Origin of the sequence: Lysinibacillus sp. CNPSo 3705 (genome assembly GCF_028674935.1) — a bacterium.
Lineage (GTDB): Bacteria > Bacillota > Bacilli > Bacillales_A > Planococcaceae > Lysinibacillus.
Genome location: NZ_JAQZSD010000006.1, coordinates 13,108 through 30,728, shown reverse-complemented (window position 1 = coordinate 30,728; position 17,621 = coordinate 13,108). Strand labels below are relative to the sequence as shown.

Genomic DNA, 17,621 nt, shown 5'->3' with positions numbered 1-17,621 from the left:
AGGATGAATGTGAATCTATCGGTGATATTTGGTGGAGAAAAATATAATTTTAAGTCATTAAAGGATGTAATGGCTAAGGCCAATGAAGAAAAATCAGGAGATCAGCTAGCGGGGATTGCGGCTGAATCTGTACAGCAACGAATTGCGGCCAAGGCCGTTTTAAGTGAGCTACTAGTGAAGGATATAAGAGAAAATCCATTAGTTCCTTCTGAAAATGATGAAGTATCACGCATTATTGAAGGTGATATTAATGAGCAAATTTATGAAGAAATTAAAAACTGGCGTATCGAACAACTAAGAGAATATATTTTATCCAATGAAACAGGCGATCGGGAATTAAAACGCTTAAGCAAGGGCATGAATTCAGAAATTATTGCGGCCGTAACAAAGCTAATGTCCAACTTAGATCTTGTCCATGCTGCCAATAAAGTAGAAATACTGTCGACTTGCAATATTACGATTGGGCAAAAGGGCACACTTTCCTCGAGATTGCAGCCAAATCATCCAACAGACAATATCGACGGTATTATTGCCTCCTTAAAAGAAGGATTGTCCTATGGCATTGGCGATGCAGTCATAGGTATTAACCCAGTTGATGACTCAGTTGAAAGTGTAAAAAAAGTATTGCATGCCACAAAGGAGTTTATCAATGATTGGTCAATTCCTACACAAAACTGTGTGTTAGCACATATTACAACACAGATGAAAGCCATTAAACAAGGGGCGCCAGCCGATATGATTTTCCAAAGTATTGCTGGAACGGAAATTGCCAATCGCTCGTTCGGCATTTCTGCTGACCTAATAAGAGAAGCAGAAGAGCTTGTGAAAAAGCACGGAACAGGAACAGGCCCGAACTTATTCTATTTTGAAACAGGACAAGGTTCGGAGTTATCTGCTGAGGCCCATATGGGTATTGACCAAGTAACACTTGAATCGCGCAATTACGGCTTTGCTAGACATTTTAATCCGTATATTGTGAACACGGTTGTTGGCTTTATTGGACCTGAGTATTTATACAACAACAAACAGGTAATACGTGCTGGCCTTGAAGATCATTTCATGGGTAAAATGCACGGTCTCCCAATGGGCGTAGATATTTGTTACACAAACCATATTAAGGCAGACCAAAATGATATTGAAGATTTAAGTGTTTTGCTAACAGCAGCTGGTGTCAACTTTATTATCGCTGCCGCTATGGGCGACGATGTCATGCTGAACTATCAGTCCATGAGCTTCCATGATGTCGCAACATTACTTCAAACGTTTGGTAAAAAACCAGCTCCTGAATATCTAGCGTGGTTAGAAAAAATGGGCATCTATGAAAATGGTCGTCTATCTGCAAGAGCCGGCGATTTATCTATATTTGAAAGGTAGGTGAATCCATTGAATGAACAATTAGTATCGATGATTACACAGCTCGTTATGGAAAAGATGGGCAATAATGCGTCAGAAAAGTCTTCTCATGACACAGCTGCGCCAACAGAAAACCAAAAGGAAACACTTATTAAGTTTCACAATACGGTAGCTAATGCTAATGGTACTGATGAAGTAGCAAGCCCAAGCATAATAGAACAATCAATTGAACCATTAATTAAGCTTTATCATACTGAATCAAGTAATGATGAACAATCGTATTACAGCGCAAGTAATGATGAATCGACTTATACGTCAGTACCTATCACAGAATTTAAATTTGAAGAGGATAAAGTGTCTGAAAGTGTTCAAGCTGCAAAAAAGCATACACCAGCAAGGATTGGTGTTGGCAGAGCTGGGACAAGGCCTAAAACAAAAACTTGGCTACAGTTCCGACTTGATCATGCAGCGGCAGTAGATGCGGTATATGGAGAAGTGACAGAAGAGCTACTACAAAAGCTTGAAGTCTTTCAAGTAACAACAAGAGTATCAGATAAAGAAGAATACATTACTAGACCGGATTTAGGTCGTCGTTTATCAGAAGAAGCAAAGACACTTATTCAAGCTAAATGTACAAAAAATCCAAAAGTACAAATCATTATTTCTAACGGATTAAGTGCAAGTGCGATTGAAGAAAATGTGCAAGACGTTTACTTAGCATTACAGCAAAGTCTCCGCAATTTAAATATTGAAATAGGAACTACGTTCTATATTGATAAAGGGCGTGTTGCTCTTATGGATGAAATTGGGGAGCTTTTACAAGCAGAAGTGATCGTTTATTTAATCGGTGAGCGCCCTGGACTTGTATCTGCTGAGTCTATGAGTGCCTATATATGCTATCAACCTAGAATTGGCACAGTAGAAGCTGATCGAATGGTCGTTTCGAACATTCATAAAGGTGGTATCCCGCCATTAGAGGCAGGTGCTTATTTAGGAACGGTCGTTCAAAAAATATTGCATTACAAGGCAAGTGGAGTAGGTCTTGTGGCAAAAGAAGGTTAGGGGGCAAACAATGAATCCTCAAAAACTTATGGCAGAAATTTTGGCCATGCAAATCATTCCAAGAGTGAATAATGAATTAGCAGAGCAATTAGCTTTAAAGCCATATCACAATAGCATTGGCCTCGTAACGCTAACAATAGATGATGTTGGATATGTAGCGTTGGACGAGGCTACGAAAAAAGCAGATGTTGATGTTGTTTATGCGAAAAGCTTTTATGCTGGAGCGGCACATGCATCTGGGCCATTATCTGGTGAGGTCATTGGCATCATTGCTGGTAGCTCGCCGGATGAAATACGCAGTGGTTTAGATGCGATTCAGCAGAAAATTCAGTTTGATACGTATTTTGAAGCCATTCTTCAAAATGAAAGCCACGCTCTTTTTGCACATACTGTAGCGAGCTGTGGTACGTATCTGGCTGAGCTAGCCAACGTTAAGGTTGGAACAGCCCTTGCTTATTTAATAGCACCGCCCCTTGAGGCTGTAGTCGGTTTAGATGCAGCATTAAAGGCGGCAGATGTAGAACTAAAGGTTTTCTTTGGTCCACCATCTGAAACCAATTTCGGTGGCGGTTTATTAAGTGGGAGCCAATCTTCCTGCCAAGCTGCTGCAAATGCTTTTAGAGAAGCTATTGAAAATTTAGCGAGAAACCCAGTTGTTTAGAAAGGAGGGGCTTTAGTGGCCACACTAGATAAAGATTTATTAGCAATTCAAGAAATGAGAGACGCGGTGAGACATGCCAATATTGCCCAGGCTGCTTACATGCAGTATTCACAGCAGCAAGTAGATCATATCGTAAAGGCTGTTGCAGATGCTGCATTTAAAGAGGCAGAACGTTTGGCAAATATGGCCGTTCAGGAAACAGGGATGGGCATACCTAATCATAAAAAAATGAAAAATGAGGTAGCCTCTAGAGATGTTTATGAAGATATTAAAGATTTAAAGACTGTTGGTGTCGTTGGTTTCGATCGAATGAAGAAAGTGACAGAGATTGCTAGTCCGTTTGGAGTCATCGCTGGCATCGTACCAACGACAAATCCAACATCAACAGCAATCTTCAAAACACTTATCTCATTGAAAACTAGAAATGGTCTCGTACTGAGCCCACACCCATATGCGGTCGATTGTACAAAGGAAGCTTTAGAGATTTGTAGAGTAGCTGCAGAACAAGCTGGAGCACCTGCTGGATTGCTACATTGTTTAACAATGTCTTCTATGGAAGCTACGCAGCAATTAATGAAGCACCCAGATATTCACTTAATTTTAGCGACTGGTGGCGGTGCTCTAGTAAAAGCAGCCTATAGTTCGGGCAAACCTGCTTACGGTGTAGGACCAGGAAATGTTCCAGCTTACATTGAAAAATCGGCGAATATATCCAAATCCGTTCGCCAGCTTGTGCAAAGTAAGTCTTTTGATAACGGCACAATTTGTGCTACAGAACAATCAATTATCGTAGATAAAGTCATCGCAGAGCAAGTGTTAACGGAGCTTAAGAAAAATAATGCTTATATTTTGAGTGATGAAGAGAAGGTGAAGATGGAGAAGCTGATTTCTCCAGTCCCTGGGAAGGTAAATCCTCAAATTGTAGGGAAGTCAGCAGCTTGCTTAGCAGATTCTATCGGTATTACCGTGCCGGAAGATACAAAAGTCCTAGTTGGTATGGAAACGATGATTGGCAAGAACATTCCATTTTCACTGGAAAAACTATCACCGATATTTGCGTTATACACTGTCGAGGACAGTACAGAGGCAAAACAAGTAATGATTGATTTACTCAACATAGGTGGACGCGGGCATACATGCTCGATTCATACAGAAAATACAGCTTTAGCTGAGCAGTTTTCAGTGGAATTACCGGTGTCTAGAATTGTTGTTAATACATTATCATCCATCGGCGCAGTTGGTGGAACTACTGGATTGGCCCCATCCTTTACATTAGGGTGTGGTACTTTTGGTGGCAATATTACGTCCGATAACATTACAGCGAGACATTTATTGAATATTAAACGCATGGCTTATGGCATTAAAGATGTAGAAGTGCCAAAACCAGAATTTTTAGCAAAACCAGTAGTAGACAATATCAAGGCACAAGATCCATCTTTGGATACAGCAGTAGTTCAACAAATTGTTGATCAAGTATTAAAACAAATAACATTACAAAATAAATAATTTGGAGGAATGACAAATGAGTACAGCATTAGGAATGGTAGAAACAAAAGGTTTAGTAGGAGCAATTGAAGCAGCAGATGCAATGGTGAAGGCTGCTAGTGTTAATTTAGTAGGAAAAGTACATGTTGGTGGCGGTATTGTCACTGTATTAGTTCGTGGTGATGTAGGCGCAGTAAAAGCAGCTACTGATGCAGGTGCAGCAGCGGCCCAACGTGTTGGAGAACTTCTATCAGTTCATGTAATCCCACGCCCACACCATGAATTAGAATTAATTTTACCAAAAGCAGAGGCTTAATTTTATGTCGTTCCGGACAAGGGCGACGGATAGAAGGGTCGAAGTGACGGAAGGAAGTCGAAGCGACGGAAAGAAGAGCTGAAGCGACGGATAGAAAGACCGAAGCGACGGAAAGAATCCACGGAGCGACGGAAAGAATCCACGGAGTGACGGAAAGAAGTCAAAGCGACGGAAAGCAGAGCTGGAGCGACGGAAGGAATCCTCGGAGTGACGGAAAGAAGTCAAAGCGACGGAAGGAAGAGCCGAAGCGACGGAAAGCAGAGCCGAAGCGACGGAAGGAATCCTCGGAGTGACGGAAAGAAGTCAAAGCGACGGAAGGAAGAGCCGAAGCGACGGAAAGAAAGACCGAAGCGACGGAAAGAAGAGCTGAAGCGACGGAAGGAATCCTCGGAGTGACGGAAAGAATCCTCGGAGTGACGGAAGGAAGTCAAAGCGACGGAAAGAAGAGCTGAAGCGACGGAAAGAAAGACCGAAGCGACGGAAAGAATCCTCAGAGTGACGGAAGGAAGTCAAAGCGACGGATAGAAAGATCGAAGCGACGGAAAGAATCCTCGGAGTGACGGAAAGAAGTCAAAGCGACGGAAAGAATCCTCGGTGCGACGGAAAGAATCCCCAGAGTGACGGAAGGAAGTCAAAGCAACGGAAAGAACATCATAAAAGAAAGGGCAGGATGTTACACATTGCGTTGCGCTTCATCCTGCTTCATTTTCAATAACAATATAGCGAAATAGATATAGAGGTGGCTAACTTGAATACAGCAACAAAAACATTTCCTGTGGCCATTTCAGCTCGTCATATACATGTCAGTGAAAAGGATTTGCAGGCACTTTTTGGTCCAAATGCGACGCTAACGAAGGATTTTGATCTTTCGCAGCCGGGGCAGTTTGCAGCCAAAGAGCGTGTCTCTATTGAGGGACCAAAAGGTGTTCTTCACAATGTTCGTGTATTAGGTCCAGTAAGAGCGGCGACACAGGTGGAAATTAGTCGAACAGATGCAATGAAATTAGGATTAACCCCTCCTTTGAGACAATCGGGTGATATCGAAAGTTCAGCTGGCATCAAATTAATTAATCAAGAACAAGAAATTATCATCAAGCAGGGAGTCATTATTGCACAGGCACATATTCATATGACAGAAAAAGATGCATTAGCATTGGACGTACAAAATAATGAATTAGTATCTGTTGAAGTTGATAGTGAGCGACCTGTGACATTTCGTGGGGTTGTAGTTCGTGTATCAAACGAGTTTAGTTTAGAGATGCATATCGATACAGATGAAGCAAATGCTGGCTTTATTGAACAGCAAGCCGAAGGAAAAATTATCAGATCATTGACATAAGGAGGAGGTTAGATGCAGGAAAATTTAATCCAAAAAATTGTTGAAGAAGTGTTACAGCAAGTTTTGAAAAATCAGCCTTCCTCTCATCATGACGGAAAAATTCCTGTCGGTGTATCAGCGCGACATGTACATCTTGCTCAAACGGAAGTGGAGCAGCTTTTTGGTGAAAACTATCAATTAACACCTAAGTTTGAGCTTTCACAACCAGGACAGTTTGCTGCTGAGGAAACGGTTGTTATTGCTGGTCCGAAGGGATCCATTGAACGAGTACGCATTTTAGGTCCAGCTCGTTCATTATCTCAAGTAGAAATTAGTTGGACAGACGCGATGAAATTAGGGGTTAAGCCACCTTTAAGGGTATCCGGAGATATTAAAGGCTCTAGCCCCGTTACACTTATTGGTCCAAAGGGCAGTGTCGTGCTAAATGAGGGACTCATTATAGCACAAGCACATATTCATATGTCACCGACTGACAGTGCTCGGTTCCAAGTAGTGGACGGACAATCGGTACAAATTAAAGTAGAAGGTATAAGACCGATTATTTTATCAAATGTAATGATTCGTGTTTCAGAGCGTTATCGATTGGAGATGCATATCGATACTGATGAGGCAAATGCAGGTTTAATTCAACAGGGTGCATTCGCAGAAATTGTCCATGCTCAAACTAAGGAAAAAATAAACGTCAAAGAACTTCCGCCAATCGCCAGTCAAGCTGAAAAACCGTTAAGCTATCTATTTGATAAGAAACTGCTTTCGCAAGTAGAAGTGCTTGAAATAGAAGCACAGGAAATTGTTGTTCCGAAGAAAACCATTGTGACGGCATTGGCTTATGACAAAATACGAGAGCTCAATAAGACGTTAACAATTCGCGCTGACTAATTATAGTCCATAAAGAGGTGAAGTTCATGCAGATGGGAAGAGTTATCGGTAGTGTATGGGCAACACGTAAAGAAGAAGGGTTGAATGGCTTAAAATTATTAATTATTCAACCAATCGATTCTAATCAACAGCCGATTCGAACAGAGATTGTAGCAGCTGACCGTATCGGGGCAGGAATTGGAGATGATGTGCTCATTACAAGTGGTGGATCATCCCGATATATTATGAAAGAAAATCCATTGCCTATCGATGCTGTCGTTATAGGTATTATTGATTCTACGGAAGTGATGCGAGGTGAGGAAAATGGGTAGCGCAATAGGAATGATTGAGACGAAAGGATTAGTTGGTTCTTATGAGGCAGCAGACGCGATGATAAAGGCGGCAGATGTGACCATTGTCAAACAAGAATTTGTTGATGGTGGCATCGTTAATGTTGTAGTTAAAGGTGATGTTGGATCCGTTCAAGCAGCTGTAGATGCTGGGAAAGAGGCGGCTAAGCGTGTTGGAGAACTATTAGGTGCTCACGTAATTCCAAGACCAGATGAAGAGGTTTTTCAGATGATTAAAGGACCGGAAGTACCGAAGAAAAAGCCAATAGCAGCCACACGAGCTAAAAAAACGACGGAAGCAGCAGCCACTGACAATCGAGGTGATGAAAAATGACATTTCGAAAAAGTAAAATTGCTGTAATTGGTGCTGGTCATACTGGTGCAACTTTAAGCTTATTTTTGGCACAAAAAGAGCTAGGAGATGTTGTCCTGTTAGATATTCCAGAAGCGGAGAATCCGACAAAAGGAAAGGCGCTAGATTTATTACAAACAGGACCAATAGAAAAATTTAATGTTTCTATTAAAGGAACGAGCAATTATGAGGATATTGCTGGAGCAAATATTGTCATTATTACAGCTGGTATTCCTCGTAAACCAGGCATGAGCCGAGATGATTTAGTGACGACGAATGCAAAAATTATTCAACAAGTATCTAGACAAATAAAACAGTATGCCCCGAACAGCATAGTCCTTATATTAAGCAATCCAGTCGATGCCATGACCTATGTTTGCTATAAGGAAACAGGCTTTCCAAAAAATCGTATCATTGGTCAATCAGGTGTGTTAGATACAGCACGTTTTAATACATTTGTGGCACAAGAATTGCAAATTGCACCGGAGGATGTATCAGGATTCGTCTTAGGTGGACATGGTGACGAAATGGTTCCTTTAATTCGATATTCCTATGCTGGAGGGATCCCATTAGAAAAATTGATTCCACAAGACAGACTGCAACTAATCGTAGAACGTACTCGTAAAGGTGGCGGAGAAATTGTTAGTTTGTTAGGCAATGGTAGTGCTTATTATGCGCCAGCTGCTGCCTGTGCACAGATGGTCGAAATTATTATGAAAGATCAACGTAAAATAATTCCTTCTATCGCTCTTTTAGAAGGAGAGTATGGTTACCACGAATTATTTTTAGGAGTGCCGACAATATTAGGAGGCAATGGCATTGAGTCAGTTATTGAATTACACCTGACGAATGAAGAAAAAGCGGCGCTCCATCAATCGGCAGAAGCAGTGAAACAAGTATTAACAATTTGTCAAAACATTTAATATGTAGGATCCCCAACTATATATTTATTGTTATAAAATTTAGCGCTTAAAAATGTTTGATTGGAAACCGAACATTGCACTTAAAAGCTAGTAAAATTTCCCCTAATTTATATAAAAGTAAGAAGCTTTCCTTAATCATGAAAATGATGAGGAGAGCTTCTTTTGATTGCTTATTCCAAATGCGATAGTTCCTATTTTATCGGGTACAGACAAGTTGCTTGGCTTCACAATGCAGAAACATTAATGTTCCTTTCTTTTATGTAAATAAGGGAATAGTGATAGTAATCCAAAGGTAGCTAAACAAACCCCAATCCATAGTGGGGATGTATAGCCATATCCCTTACTAATACCTAGACCGCCTAGTGATGAACCGATAACAACACCAAGCGTAATAAAAGAACTATGAATGGTATTGATCATCGTGCTATTAGTAGCTGTTTTCATCACTCTCGCTACCATAGCTGGGTTCATTGCAACACCAGTCAAGCCAATAAAAATAGTCATAATAACGGCAATGTATTTATTTTCAGCTCCTAAAGCAAATGAAGACATGGCTACGATTAAAATAATCAATCCACTCAAAAGTGTTTCCGTTGTATATTTATCAGCAAACTTGCCAATCACTATATTCCCGACTACTGTTGCACTACCATAGAGAGCAAGTAAATAGGGAATGCTTGCGTTTGAAAAGCCTGTGATATTTGTGAAGATAGGCGTAAAATAACTGAACGCTGCAAACGTACCACCTATAATAAACATACTTGTTATGTACGCTGCCCAAAGATGAATGTTCTTAAAGTGCATAAGCTCATCTTTCCATTTTAATCGTTCTTTGTTTGGCACTGATGGTAGTAACGACTGAATCATAATCCCGGAAACTAGTACGAGAATAGAAACAAACCCAAAACTAATACGCCAGCCAAAGTTTTGCGAGATAATCGTTGTTATAGGTAAGCCTATGACTGTTGCAATCATTAAACCTGCAAGTACTATAGAGGCAGCTTTTCCCCTTGTATTAGGGGGAACCAATGTTGCGGAAAAGGAAATGGCAACACCAAAAGCTGAAGATGAAGCAATACCAGTAATAATTCGTGAAACCATCATACTATCATAGTTCCAAGCAATAGCTCCGAGCGATTGGCCGATTAAAAATACAAACATTAAAAATAATAAGGCTTGTTTACTGCGTATTCGTAGAAGGGCTGCAGTTAAAATAGGTCCTCCTACTACCATTGCTCCTGCATAAGCTGTAATTAAATACCCGATTGAAGATATAGGAACCTGAAATGCAAGGGCAAGTTCGTTCATCATACCTGCAACCATAAATTCTGAAGTAGTCATACAAAAAATTGCTAAAGCTAGTAAATAAATAATTGATGGCATAAAAACACTCCTAATTTTATTATTGTAACGTTCGGTACAAAAATTGTGCTAAAAAAGAGCGCACTAAGCGCCAAAAATAGATTCTAATGTTCCGTTCATTATCTGCTCAGACAACATCCGATTTTGCATCGAAACATTAAGAACACGAAACCCGTAATAACTGCTTAAAAATAGACTAGCTAATTCCTCGGCTGTTTGATTTTTTGAAATTTCGCCAGTTTGCAATCCTTCCTCCATTACTTTTTCAATAGCTTGTCTAAGGAGCTCAACATGCCTTGAGAAAATTTCTTGAACCATTTCGTCATTCTTAGCTCTTTCCACACTGGCATTGATTAACAAACAACCTTTTTGATCAATATTCTCAAAATCTTCCTTTAATGCCCATTCGAAAAAATTACTTAACCGTTCTTTTAATGCAATTGGAGCATTTAACAATTTTTGCTGTTCTTTAATTCCAAACTCATGATAGCGTTCTAATACTTGTTGATATAGTTCATGTTTGCTACCAAAAGTATTGTATAAGCTTCCTTTCCCAAGTCCAGTATCATTACATAAATCCTGTGTAGAACACCCCTCATACCCTCTTATCCAAAAAGTTTTCATCGCGACATCTACAATTGAGGAATAATCAAACTCTCGGGGTCTGCCTCGTTTATTCAAATTGATCCTCCTCTCATTTACATTACTAGAATATCTTTTTTTGTACTAAACGGTCAATAAAAGATTTTAGAATAAAGCAAAGGTCTTGATTGACTTTGCCCTAAGGGGAAGGTGTATAAAGGAATGGTAGCAAGTAACAAATTAATAAGTGAGGTGGTTTTGTGCTATCAATAGGAGAATTCTCAAAAATATGTGGTGTCTCGACAAAAACACTTCGATATTACGATGAAATTGGATTAATTAACCCAGATGAGATTAATGCTGAAAGCGGTTATAGGTATTATTCCATCGATCAACTAAAAAGGATGCTTTATATCAACCGTTTAAAATCCTATCATTTTTCTCTTGAAGAAATTAAAGCAATGTTGGAATTAGAAGAAGATCAATCCGAAGAAATGCTTTTTTCTGCGCTTAAGCATAAAAGAAATGAGATGCAAGAAAAACTAAAGGCTTTTGAATATCTTGTAAAACAACTAAGTCATGATATTGCAAACTTAGAAAAGGGGATGCCAATCATGTCGTACCTTGACGATATCGAAGTACAGCTAGTTGAAACAAAGCCAATAAATATTCTTTTTAAGCGTCAAATAATGAGCAGTGATGACTATTCATCAGGATACGGTAACTATTTTAACAAGCTATATGAAAAGATTGCGACGGAGCAGCTCACTTTACTCGGTAAGCCGATGACGATTTACCACAGCCCTGAATTTAACCCTACTGGTAATGATACTGAGTTCGCTATTCCAATAGCTGAGTCTGTTAAAGGGACGAGAGATTTACCTGGTAGTCTCTGTGCGAAATCCGTTTTAAAAGGAGCATATCCTGAATTAACATCTGTCTATGCTAATTTGATGAAGTGGATTGAAGACGAGGGTTATGAATTGATATTGCCACCATATGAAATATATATAACAGATCCAGATCAAGCAAACTCTCCTGAGGATTATATGACTGAGGTATATTTTCCTGTAAAGAAAAAATGACAAAACGACCATTAGGAGGTTCTTATGCAAACAACAATAAATTGGCACACGGTAAAGCCTGAAAGCATATATATGAACAATGAAAAGCTTTCCGAGCTAGAGCACACGATAAAAAGTGAATATAACAATATAAATGGTATTGTTATCATTAAAAATGGTAATTTAGCATATGAAAAATATTTTAATGGGAAAAGTCCTGATGATTGTCAACATGTAGCATCTGTAACGAAAAGTGTACTATCTGCACTTATAGGCATCGCTATCGATAAAGGATATATCAAAAGCGTTGAAGAAAAGGTGGTAGATTTTTTCCCTAAATATATTACTGATGCTAATAAGCAGAAACAACAGATTACTATACGACATCTTCTCACGATGACAGTACCATATCCTTATGAAGATTGGCATGAACCGCTAGATATTCTTTGTCAACAGCAGGATTGGATAAAATATACACTTGATATAATAGGTGAAAATGGGGATTTAGGCGCGTTTAAATACTCCACAGCTGGAGCACATTTATTGTCAGCTATTCTTACTGAAAGTACAGGCAAAAGTGCACGAGCATTCGCTAATGAACATTTGTTTACACCGCTTGGCATGAAAGAAATTCCTGACTATCAAATGAACGCATATGGGTTTGATGATTTATTCGGAAAAAACGTTAAGGGGTGGGTCCATGATCCAAACGGTCATTCGACAGGCGGATGGGGGCTAACATTAACTACACGTGATATGGCACGATTTGGCTATCTTTATTTAAACAATGGCGTGTGGAATAATAATAGGGTCCTCTCAGAGACATGGATTCGAGAATCAACGGAGATGAACTATCACAATTACGGTTATTTATGGTGGCTACGGCAAGAAGATGGACTTTCTACCTTTTCAGCAATAGGGGATGGAGGCAATATGATTTGTTGTATACCAAACATGAATATGATTGTAGCAATTAGTTCACAATTCATTATGAATCCACGAGATAGATGGCCATTAATAAAAGACTATATAATCCCAGCGGTATTATAATTTTTCTATTGTACATAAAAGTAGGTATATGAGTTATCAAAATAACATCTACTTAAACCAATCTTACAATTAAGTTAATCCTCTCCGAGAAGAAATGAAAAGGTGGCGAAAGTCTTTTACATTCCTAACGGGGAGGTTTTTTTATTATCAGGAAAAATGCAATAATTTTCTATAGCGAAAACAAAGTGACAGCAGAAGTTTACCACCTCTATTGGGGGAAAGAAGAATGCGGTTTTAAGTCACTTTTGGAGCGGGTGTTCAAACATCCGCTTAAATAAAGGAACTGAGTCTAAATATGCTATGTCTTGTGGCAATAACTGAGTGACCCACTTCGTATTGACCTAAAGCCTTCTGCCGAGCCATAATGATATGCTACTTTTACTAAAAATTTATTAAAAAGAGAGGGAAGAAATGAGTAGCTACTTGGTTGTCCTTATAGTCATGATTCTTCTTATGTTAAGGGAGAAAAAAGTTAAACCAACTAGAATGTGGATACTACCAATTTTGTTAATTGGGATTACGTGTACTTCTATTTTGAGTTCAGATAAATTATCACCGAGAAGCTATATGTTGTACTTTATTTGTTTAACAATTGGCATAGGTATCGGAATTTGGAGAGGAAAATTAGAAAAGATCCGTGTTCATGAAAGAGGAATCGTAACTACACAAAGCTCTATCGCTGGAGTTATTGTATTTCTAGGAATTCTTATGTTGCGCCTACTTGCAGTAAAATGGGGAAAAGAGCATGCTGTCATATCCTTAACGAATGCTCTTATGTTTATACCGCTTGGTAGTGTATGTGCTCGTCGGTTTATTATTTATAGGAGATACAAACAACTTACTGGATGAAAAATATGGATTTTAAAACATTTCTTTCTCTATTTTTGGTGCAGTTGATCGAACGAGAGCGGTTGTATATGCTATTCGCAATGGAATAGTTTTGTAGAAATAAAATTGTGAACAGTTACTATTCCTATAAAAAATACTATAAAGTCCATAATATACAAAATTTTCGAAAATATGATAAACTAGTAGCGTGAAAAGGAGGATGTTAGCATGACCGTACAACAATTTACTGACTATGTAAAAAAAATGAAGCACTACGGAGAAGCATTAAGTGTGATTTATTGGGATATGCGCACGGGTGCACCTAAGAAGGGATTAGCTCAGCGTTCAGAGGTAGTTGGAACATTATCTGCCGCCTTATTTGACATGCAAACTAGTGAAGAGTTAGGGCAATTACTAACAGATCTAGAGGGGCAAAAGGCAGATCTTGATTATGTTACGCTGCGTTTAGTTGAGGAAGTACGTAAAGAGTATGATCAAAATAAAAAAATTCCGGCTGATGAATATAAGACATTTGTCATTTTACAATCTAAAGCGGAAACAGCATGGGAAGAAGCAAAAGCGACGAATAATTTTGCGTTATTCCTACCTTATCTAGAGGAGATTATAAGCTGGCAGAAGAAATTCATTCAATATTGGGGGATTAAAAACGGTTCTCCGTACAATACATTACTAGATTTATATGAACCGGATATGACGACTGATGTTTTAGATCAAGTTTTTAGTGAATTACGTGAAACAATTGTTTCGCTTGTGCAAAAGATTGCAGCTTCACCAAATAAACCAGCTACAAGTATTTTATTTAAGCATTTCCCTCGTGAATCTCAGCGTGCATTATCATTAGAAATGTTAGCACAGCTTGGCTATGACTTTGATGCAGGTCGCTTAGACGAAAGTGTGCATCCATTTATGATTGGCTTAAATCATGGAGATAATCGTATTACAACGAAATATGATGAAAATGATTTCCGCTCAGCAATTTTTGGAACTATCCATGAGTGTGGACATGCTATGTATGAGCAAAATATCGATGTCAAGCTTGATGGTTTACCGTTAGCAACAGGTACATCTATGGGCATACATGAGTCCCAATCTTTATTTTATGAAAATTTTGTAGGTAGAAACGAAAAGTTCTGGGAGCATAACTACGCGCGACTTCAAAAGTATTCACCTGAGCAATTTGGGGATGTAGCATTAGCCGAATTCCTGCGAGCAATTAACATGGTGGAGCCATCGTTTATTCGCATTGAAGCAGATGAGTTAACGTATCCACTACATATTATGATTCGCTATGAAATTGAACGTGATTTATTCAATGGCGATCTTCAAGCGAAAGATCTTCCACAAGTATGGAATGATAAATACGAAGAATATTTAGGCATTCGTCCTGACACAGATGCAAAAGGGGTACTACAAGATATGCACTGGTCAGGTGGGATGTTTGGCTATTTCCCATCCTATGCTTTAGGAATGATTTACGCTGCACAATGGAAGCACGCAATGGATAAAGATCTTCCAAACTTTGATGAGCTGTTAGAAAAGGGAGAGCTCCTACCAATTCGAGAGTGGTTAACAGACAAAGTCCATCAATACGGCGCGCTGAAGAAGCCGTTCGAATTGCTAAAGGAAGCAACAGGGGAAGGCCTAAATGCAAAATACTTAGCAAACTATTTACAAGAAAAGTATACAAAGCTGTATCAGCTCTAAAGGACAAAGCGATTTCTCTGTAGTAGAGGAATCGCTTTTCATAATATCGAAAAACAAAGTAAAAAGCGATTTCCCAGCTAGAGAAATCGCTTTTTTTAAGAAGATGCAAAACATTGTTACCAAAGTTTATAGCCTTTAGAGCCTGGAGGGGAATTAGAAATAATATCGATAATTGGAATAGTGTAAGCGAATAAAATTAATGCTACTAAAATAACAAGCCATACTTTAAAGTTCTCCAGAATAGCTGGAGTAGTACCACCATTTTCATGTACTTCACCAACTGGGAATTCCTCTTCACCTTTTGGTGCAAACCATGCTAATTTCACCACAATATAAAGTATGATGATGATAGCGATGAACAGTATTGTACCACCGACAGCTTGAGCGATTTGATAAGGAATCCAATCATATGCTTGTTGAGCACCGCCATACTCAGAGTAATCAGATCGACGAGGTGCACCGAACAGACCTGCGATATGCATAGCGGAAGACATAATTGTCATACCAGTTGCCCATAAAATAGCAGCAAAATTACCAAGATTGTTTAAAGATTTAGTCAATGTACGACCTGTTAAATATGGAATTAACCAAAATGCCGCACCGAAATAAGTTAAAACGGCTGTTGTTGCAATTGTTAAATGGAAATGCCCTGTAACCCAAATAGTATTATGGATTAATTGGTTCATTTGGTAAGAAGCATTGATGATACCGCCAGCGCCACCAGGAATAAACGCTAGCATACCGATAAATGGCACGAAGAAACGAGCATCTTTCCATGGTAACTTTTTGAACCAGCCATAAAGACCTTTCCCACCTAATTCACGACCACGTAATTCAAACATGGCAAACATCGAAAAGGCAGTCATTAAGGATGGTACGATTACGGCAAATGTTAAAACAACTTGTATGAATTTCCATGTGCCAGTAATACCAGGCTCTGTTAATTGGTGATGAATGCCAACTGGTACAGAGAAAATTAAGAATAGCATAAATGATAGTCTTGCTAAAGAGTCAGAGAAAATTTTCCCGCCAATAACCTTCGGAATAATAACATACCAAACCATATATGCTGGTAATAACCAGAAATAAACAAGCGCATGACCGAAATACCAGAATAATGTACGGGATAGTGCTATGTCGACACGTTCAACAAAACCTAAGGACCATGGTAGTAACTGGAATAGAACAGAAGCAGCTACACCTAGAGTTGCTACAAACCACATTAAATTATTGACAACAACCATAAATGATAGTAATGGGCTTCGTTGTCCGCTTCCCTTGTTTTCTTTACGCCACTGTGTATAGCGTAATATTTGACCCGCGCCGCCAACCCAAGAACCAACAACGACTAATGTAAGACCAAAATAGAATATCCAGTGAGCTTTCAATGGAGCATAAAACGTATATAAAACAGATGCCTCATTAAGTAGAACCATTGTTGCAGCTGCTGCTGTACCGATAGTCATTAACCAGAAGCCGATCCAGCCAAGGCGACGTTGACCGTCTGAAAAAGTCCCTGACGTACGGCTAACACTAGCAATTTGGAAACCAAAAATAAAGAATGTTGTTAAAATAAGACCGAGTAAAACACCATGTACGGTTAAAACTTGATAGTAACCAATGCCTGCTGGTAATGTAAATTGACCAGAACGAACGAAAACTTGTAATAAACCAGCAAGACCCCCTAATAACAATGCGATGAATGCCACATAAATATGTGCCATCGCTAGCTTCGCATCACGACGATCCACTTTTGTCAAATTATTGTTGAGACTCATTTGGTTTCACCACCTTTAGCATAGAGTGCATCATCGTATGTCCTGTACCACAGTATTCATTACATACGATTAAAAACTCTCCTTCTTTATTTACGGTCGTTACATATTCAGAAATGTAACCTGGTTCAAGCATCATATTAATATTTGTACCTGCAACCTCAAAACCGTGCATTACATCTGCACTCGTTGCAATAAATTTCACTTTAGCTCCAAGTGGCACTTCAATTTCTGGAGGATTGTAGTTAAATGCTGATGCTAAAACAACTACTTCGTAATCCCAATCTTTACCTTCTACTTTATGTACACCTGGGTTATCGAAGGGTGCAAATTCTCTTACTTTCTCATAATCTAGTGTTTTTTTACCATTGTTCGGATGTGAGCCTTGATGGAATGCACCGATGCCTAGAATGATAAGGAATGCTACTAAAGTAGTAACTCCAAACACAAGCCAATATTTTTCATACTTATGTAAGTGCATATGTCTCTGTCCTTTCTTAGTATAATCATTATGCCTCGGCATAATTGCCGCTGTC

19 protein-coding genes are annotated in these 17,621 nt (G+C 39.0%); 15 read left to right on the top strand and 4 right to left on the bottom strand.

The window, feature by feature from the left end; genetic code table 11:
• Positions 1-3 precede the first annotated feature (3 nt).
• The 11 genes from PVA17_RS03710 to mdh all read left to right on the top strand — a co-directional run bounded on the left by PVA17_RS03710 (position 4) and on the right by mdh (position 8,699).
• Entirely contained in the window at positions 4-1,374 is a 1,371-nt protein-coding gene (locus PVA17_RS03710; RefSeq protein ID WP_248718525.1) for an ethanolamine ammonia-lyase subunit EutB, read from the top strand.
• 9 nt (positions 1,375-1,383) lie between these two features.
• Positions 1,384-2,415 carry an ethanolamine ammonia-lyase subunit EutC gene (eutC, locus tag PVA17_RS03705; protein ID WP_274066923.1) on the top strand — a complete coding sequence of 344 codons (1,032 nt, stop codon included), beginning with the start codon at positions 1,384-1,386 and terminating at the stop codon, positions 2,413-2,415.
• Positions 2,416-2,425: 10 nt separating this feature from the next.
• Positions 2,426-3,076 (top strand): ethanolamine utilization microcompartment protein EutL, encoded by a 651-nt coding sequence (gene eutL / locus PVA17_RS03700; RefSeq protein WP_274066922.1) that lies wholly within the window; start codon positions 2,426-2,428, stop codon positions 3,074-3,076.
• A gap of 15 nt (positions 3,077-3,091) precedes the next feature.
• Positions 3,092-4,582 (top strand): aldehyde dehydrogenase family protein, encoded by a 1,491-nt coding sequence (locus PVA17_RS03695; protein ID WP_274066921.1) that lies wholly within the window; start codon positions 3,092-3,094, stop codon positions 4,580-4,582.
• 16 nt (positions 4,583-4,598) lie between these two features.
• Positions 4,599-4,877: a BMC domain-containing protein gene (locus PVA17_RS03690; protein ID WP_053482447.1), complete on the top strand. Its 279-nt coding sequence runs from the start codon at positions 4,599-4,601 to the stop codon at positions 4,875-4,877.
• Between the two features lie 207 nt (positions 4,878-5,084).
• Positions 5,085-5,273 carry a hypothetical protein gene (locus PVA17_RS03685; protein WP_274066920.1) on the top strand — a complete coding sequence of 63 codons (189 nt, stop codon included), beginning with the start codon at positions 5,085-5,087 and terminating at the stop codon, positions 5,271-5,273.
• Positions 5,274-5,625: 352 nt separating this feature from the next.
• Entirely contained in the window at positions 5,626-6,216 is a 591-nt protein-coding gene (gene pduL, locus PVA17_RS03680; protein ID WP_483307998.1) for a phosphate propanoyltransferase, read from the top strand.
• A 12-nt stretch (positions 6,217-6,228) separates the two neighbouring features.
• A complete protein-coding gene (locus PVA17_RS03675; RefSeq protein WP_274066918.1) occupies positions 6,229-7,095 on the top strand; it encodes a phosphate propanoyltransferase in 867 nt (288 codons plus the stop codon).
• 26 nt (positions 7,096-7,121) lie between these two features.
• The gene (locus PVA17_RS03670; RefSeq protein ID WP_132359031.1) at positions 7,122-7,406 is read left to right on the top strand and encodes a EutN/CcmL family microcompartment protein; all 285 of its coding nucleotides are present in this window, start codon (positions 7,122-7,124) and stop codon (positions 7,404-7,406) included.
• Positions 7,399-7,758: a BMC domain-containing protein gene (locus PVA17_RS03665; protein ID WP_274066917.1), complete on the top strand. Its 360-nt coding sequence runs from the start codon at positions 7,399-7,401 to the stop codon at positions 7,756-7,758. The genes PVA17_RS03670 and PVA17_RS03665 overlap by 8 nt, the downstream gene beginning before the upstream one ends.
• Positions 7,755-8,699 (top strand): malate dehydrogenase, encoded by a 945-nt coding sequence (gene mdh, locus PVA17_RS03660; RefSeq protein WP_132359025.1) that lies wholly within the window; start codon positions 7,755-7,757, stop codon positions 8,697-8,699. The genes PVA17_RS03665 and mdh overlap by 4 nt, the downstream gene beginning before the upstream one ends.
• 240 nt (positions 8,700-8,939) lie before the next feature.
• On the opposite strand, the gene PVA17_RS03655 is transcribed toward mdh, so the two are convergent.
• Positions 8,940-10,082, bottom strand: a complete 1,143-nt coding sequence (locus PVA17_RS03655) for an MFS transporter (RefSeq protein WP_274066916.1) — start codon at positions 10,080-10,082, stop codon at positions 8,940-8,942.
• A gap of 63 nt (positions 10,083-10,145) precedes the next feature.
• Complete coding sequence (locus tag PVA17_RS03650; RefSeq protein WP_274066915.1) at positions 10,146-10,742, bottom strand: TetR/AcrR family transcriptional regulator; 597 nt, start codon at positions 10,740-10,742, stop codon at positions 10,146-10,148.
• Positions 10,743-10,903: 161 nt separating this feature from the next.
• Between PVA17_RS03650 and PVA17_RS03645 the strand changes: the two genes are divergently transcribed.
• The 4 genes from PVA17_RS03645 (at position 10,904) to PVA17_RS03630 (ending at position 15,310) form a co-directional block, all read left to right on the top strand.
• Entirely contained in the window at positions 10,904-11,728 is an 825-nt protein-coding gene (locus PVA17_RS03645) for a MerR family transcriptional regulator (protein ID WP_274066914.1), read from the top strand.
• 24 nt (positions 11,729-11,752) lie between these two features.
• Positions 11,753-12,757, top strand: a complete 1,005-nt coding sequence (locus PVA17_RS03640) for a serine hydrolase domain-containing protein (RefSeq protein ID WP_274066913.1) — start codon at positions 11,753-11,755, stop codon at positions 12,755-12,757.
• Positions 12,758-13,168: 411 nt separating this feature from the next.
• The gene (locus tag PVA17_RS03635; protein WP_274066912.1) at positions 13,169-13,606 is read left to right on the top strand and encodes a CcdC protein domain-containing protein; all 438 of its coding nucleotides are present in this window, start codon (positions 13,169-13,171) and stop codon (positions 13,604-13,606) included.
• Between the two features lie 207 nt (positions 13,607-13,813).
• On the top strand, positions 13,814-15,310 hold the full coding sequence (locus PVA17_RS03630) for a carboxypeptidase M32 (RefSeq protein ID WP_274066911.1): 1,497 nt from the start codon (positions 13,814-13,816) through the stop codon (positions 15,308-15,310).
• Between the two features lie 116 nt (positions 15,311-15,426).
• Here PVA17_RS03630 and PVA17_RS03625 read toward each other — a convergent pair whose 3' ends face one another.
• Positions 15,427-17,088 (bottom strand): b(o/a)3-type cytochrome-c oxidase subunit 1, encoded by a 1,662-nt coding sequence (locus PVA17_RS03625; protein WP_132359010.1) that lies wholly within the window; start codon positions 17,086-17,088, stop codon positions 15,427-15,429.
• Positions 17,072-17,566: a cytochrome c oxidase subunit II gene (locus tag PVA17_RS03620; protein WP_132359007.1), complete on the bottom strand. Its 495-nt coding sequence runs from the start codon at positions 17,564-17,566 to the stop codon at positions 17,072-17,074. The genes PVA17_RS03625 and PVA17_RS03620 overlap by 17 nt, the downstream gene beginning before the upstream one ends.
• Between the last annotated feature and the right edge of the window lie 55 nt (positions 17,567-17,621).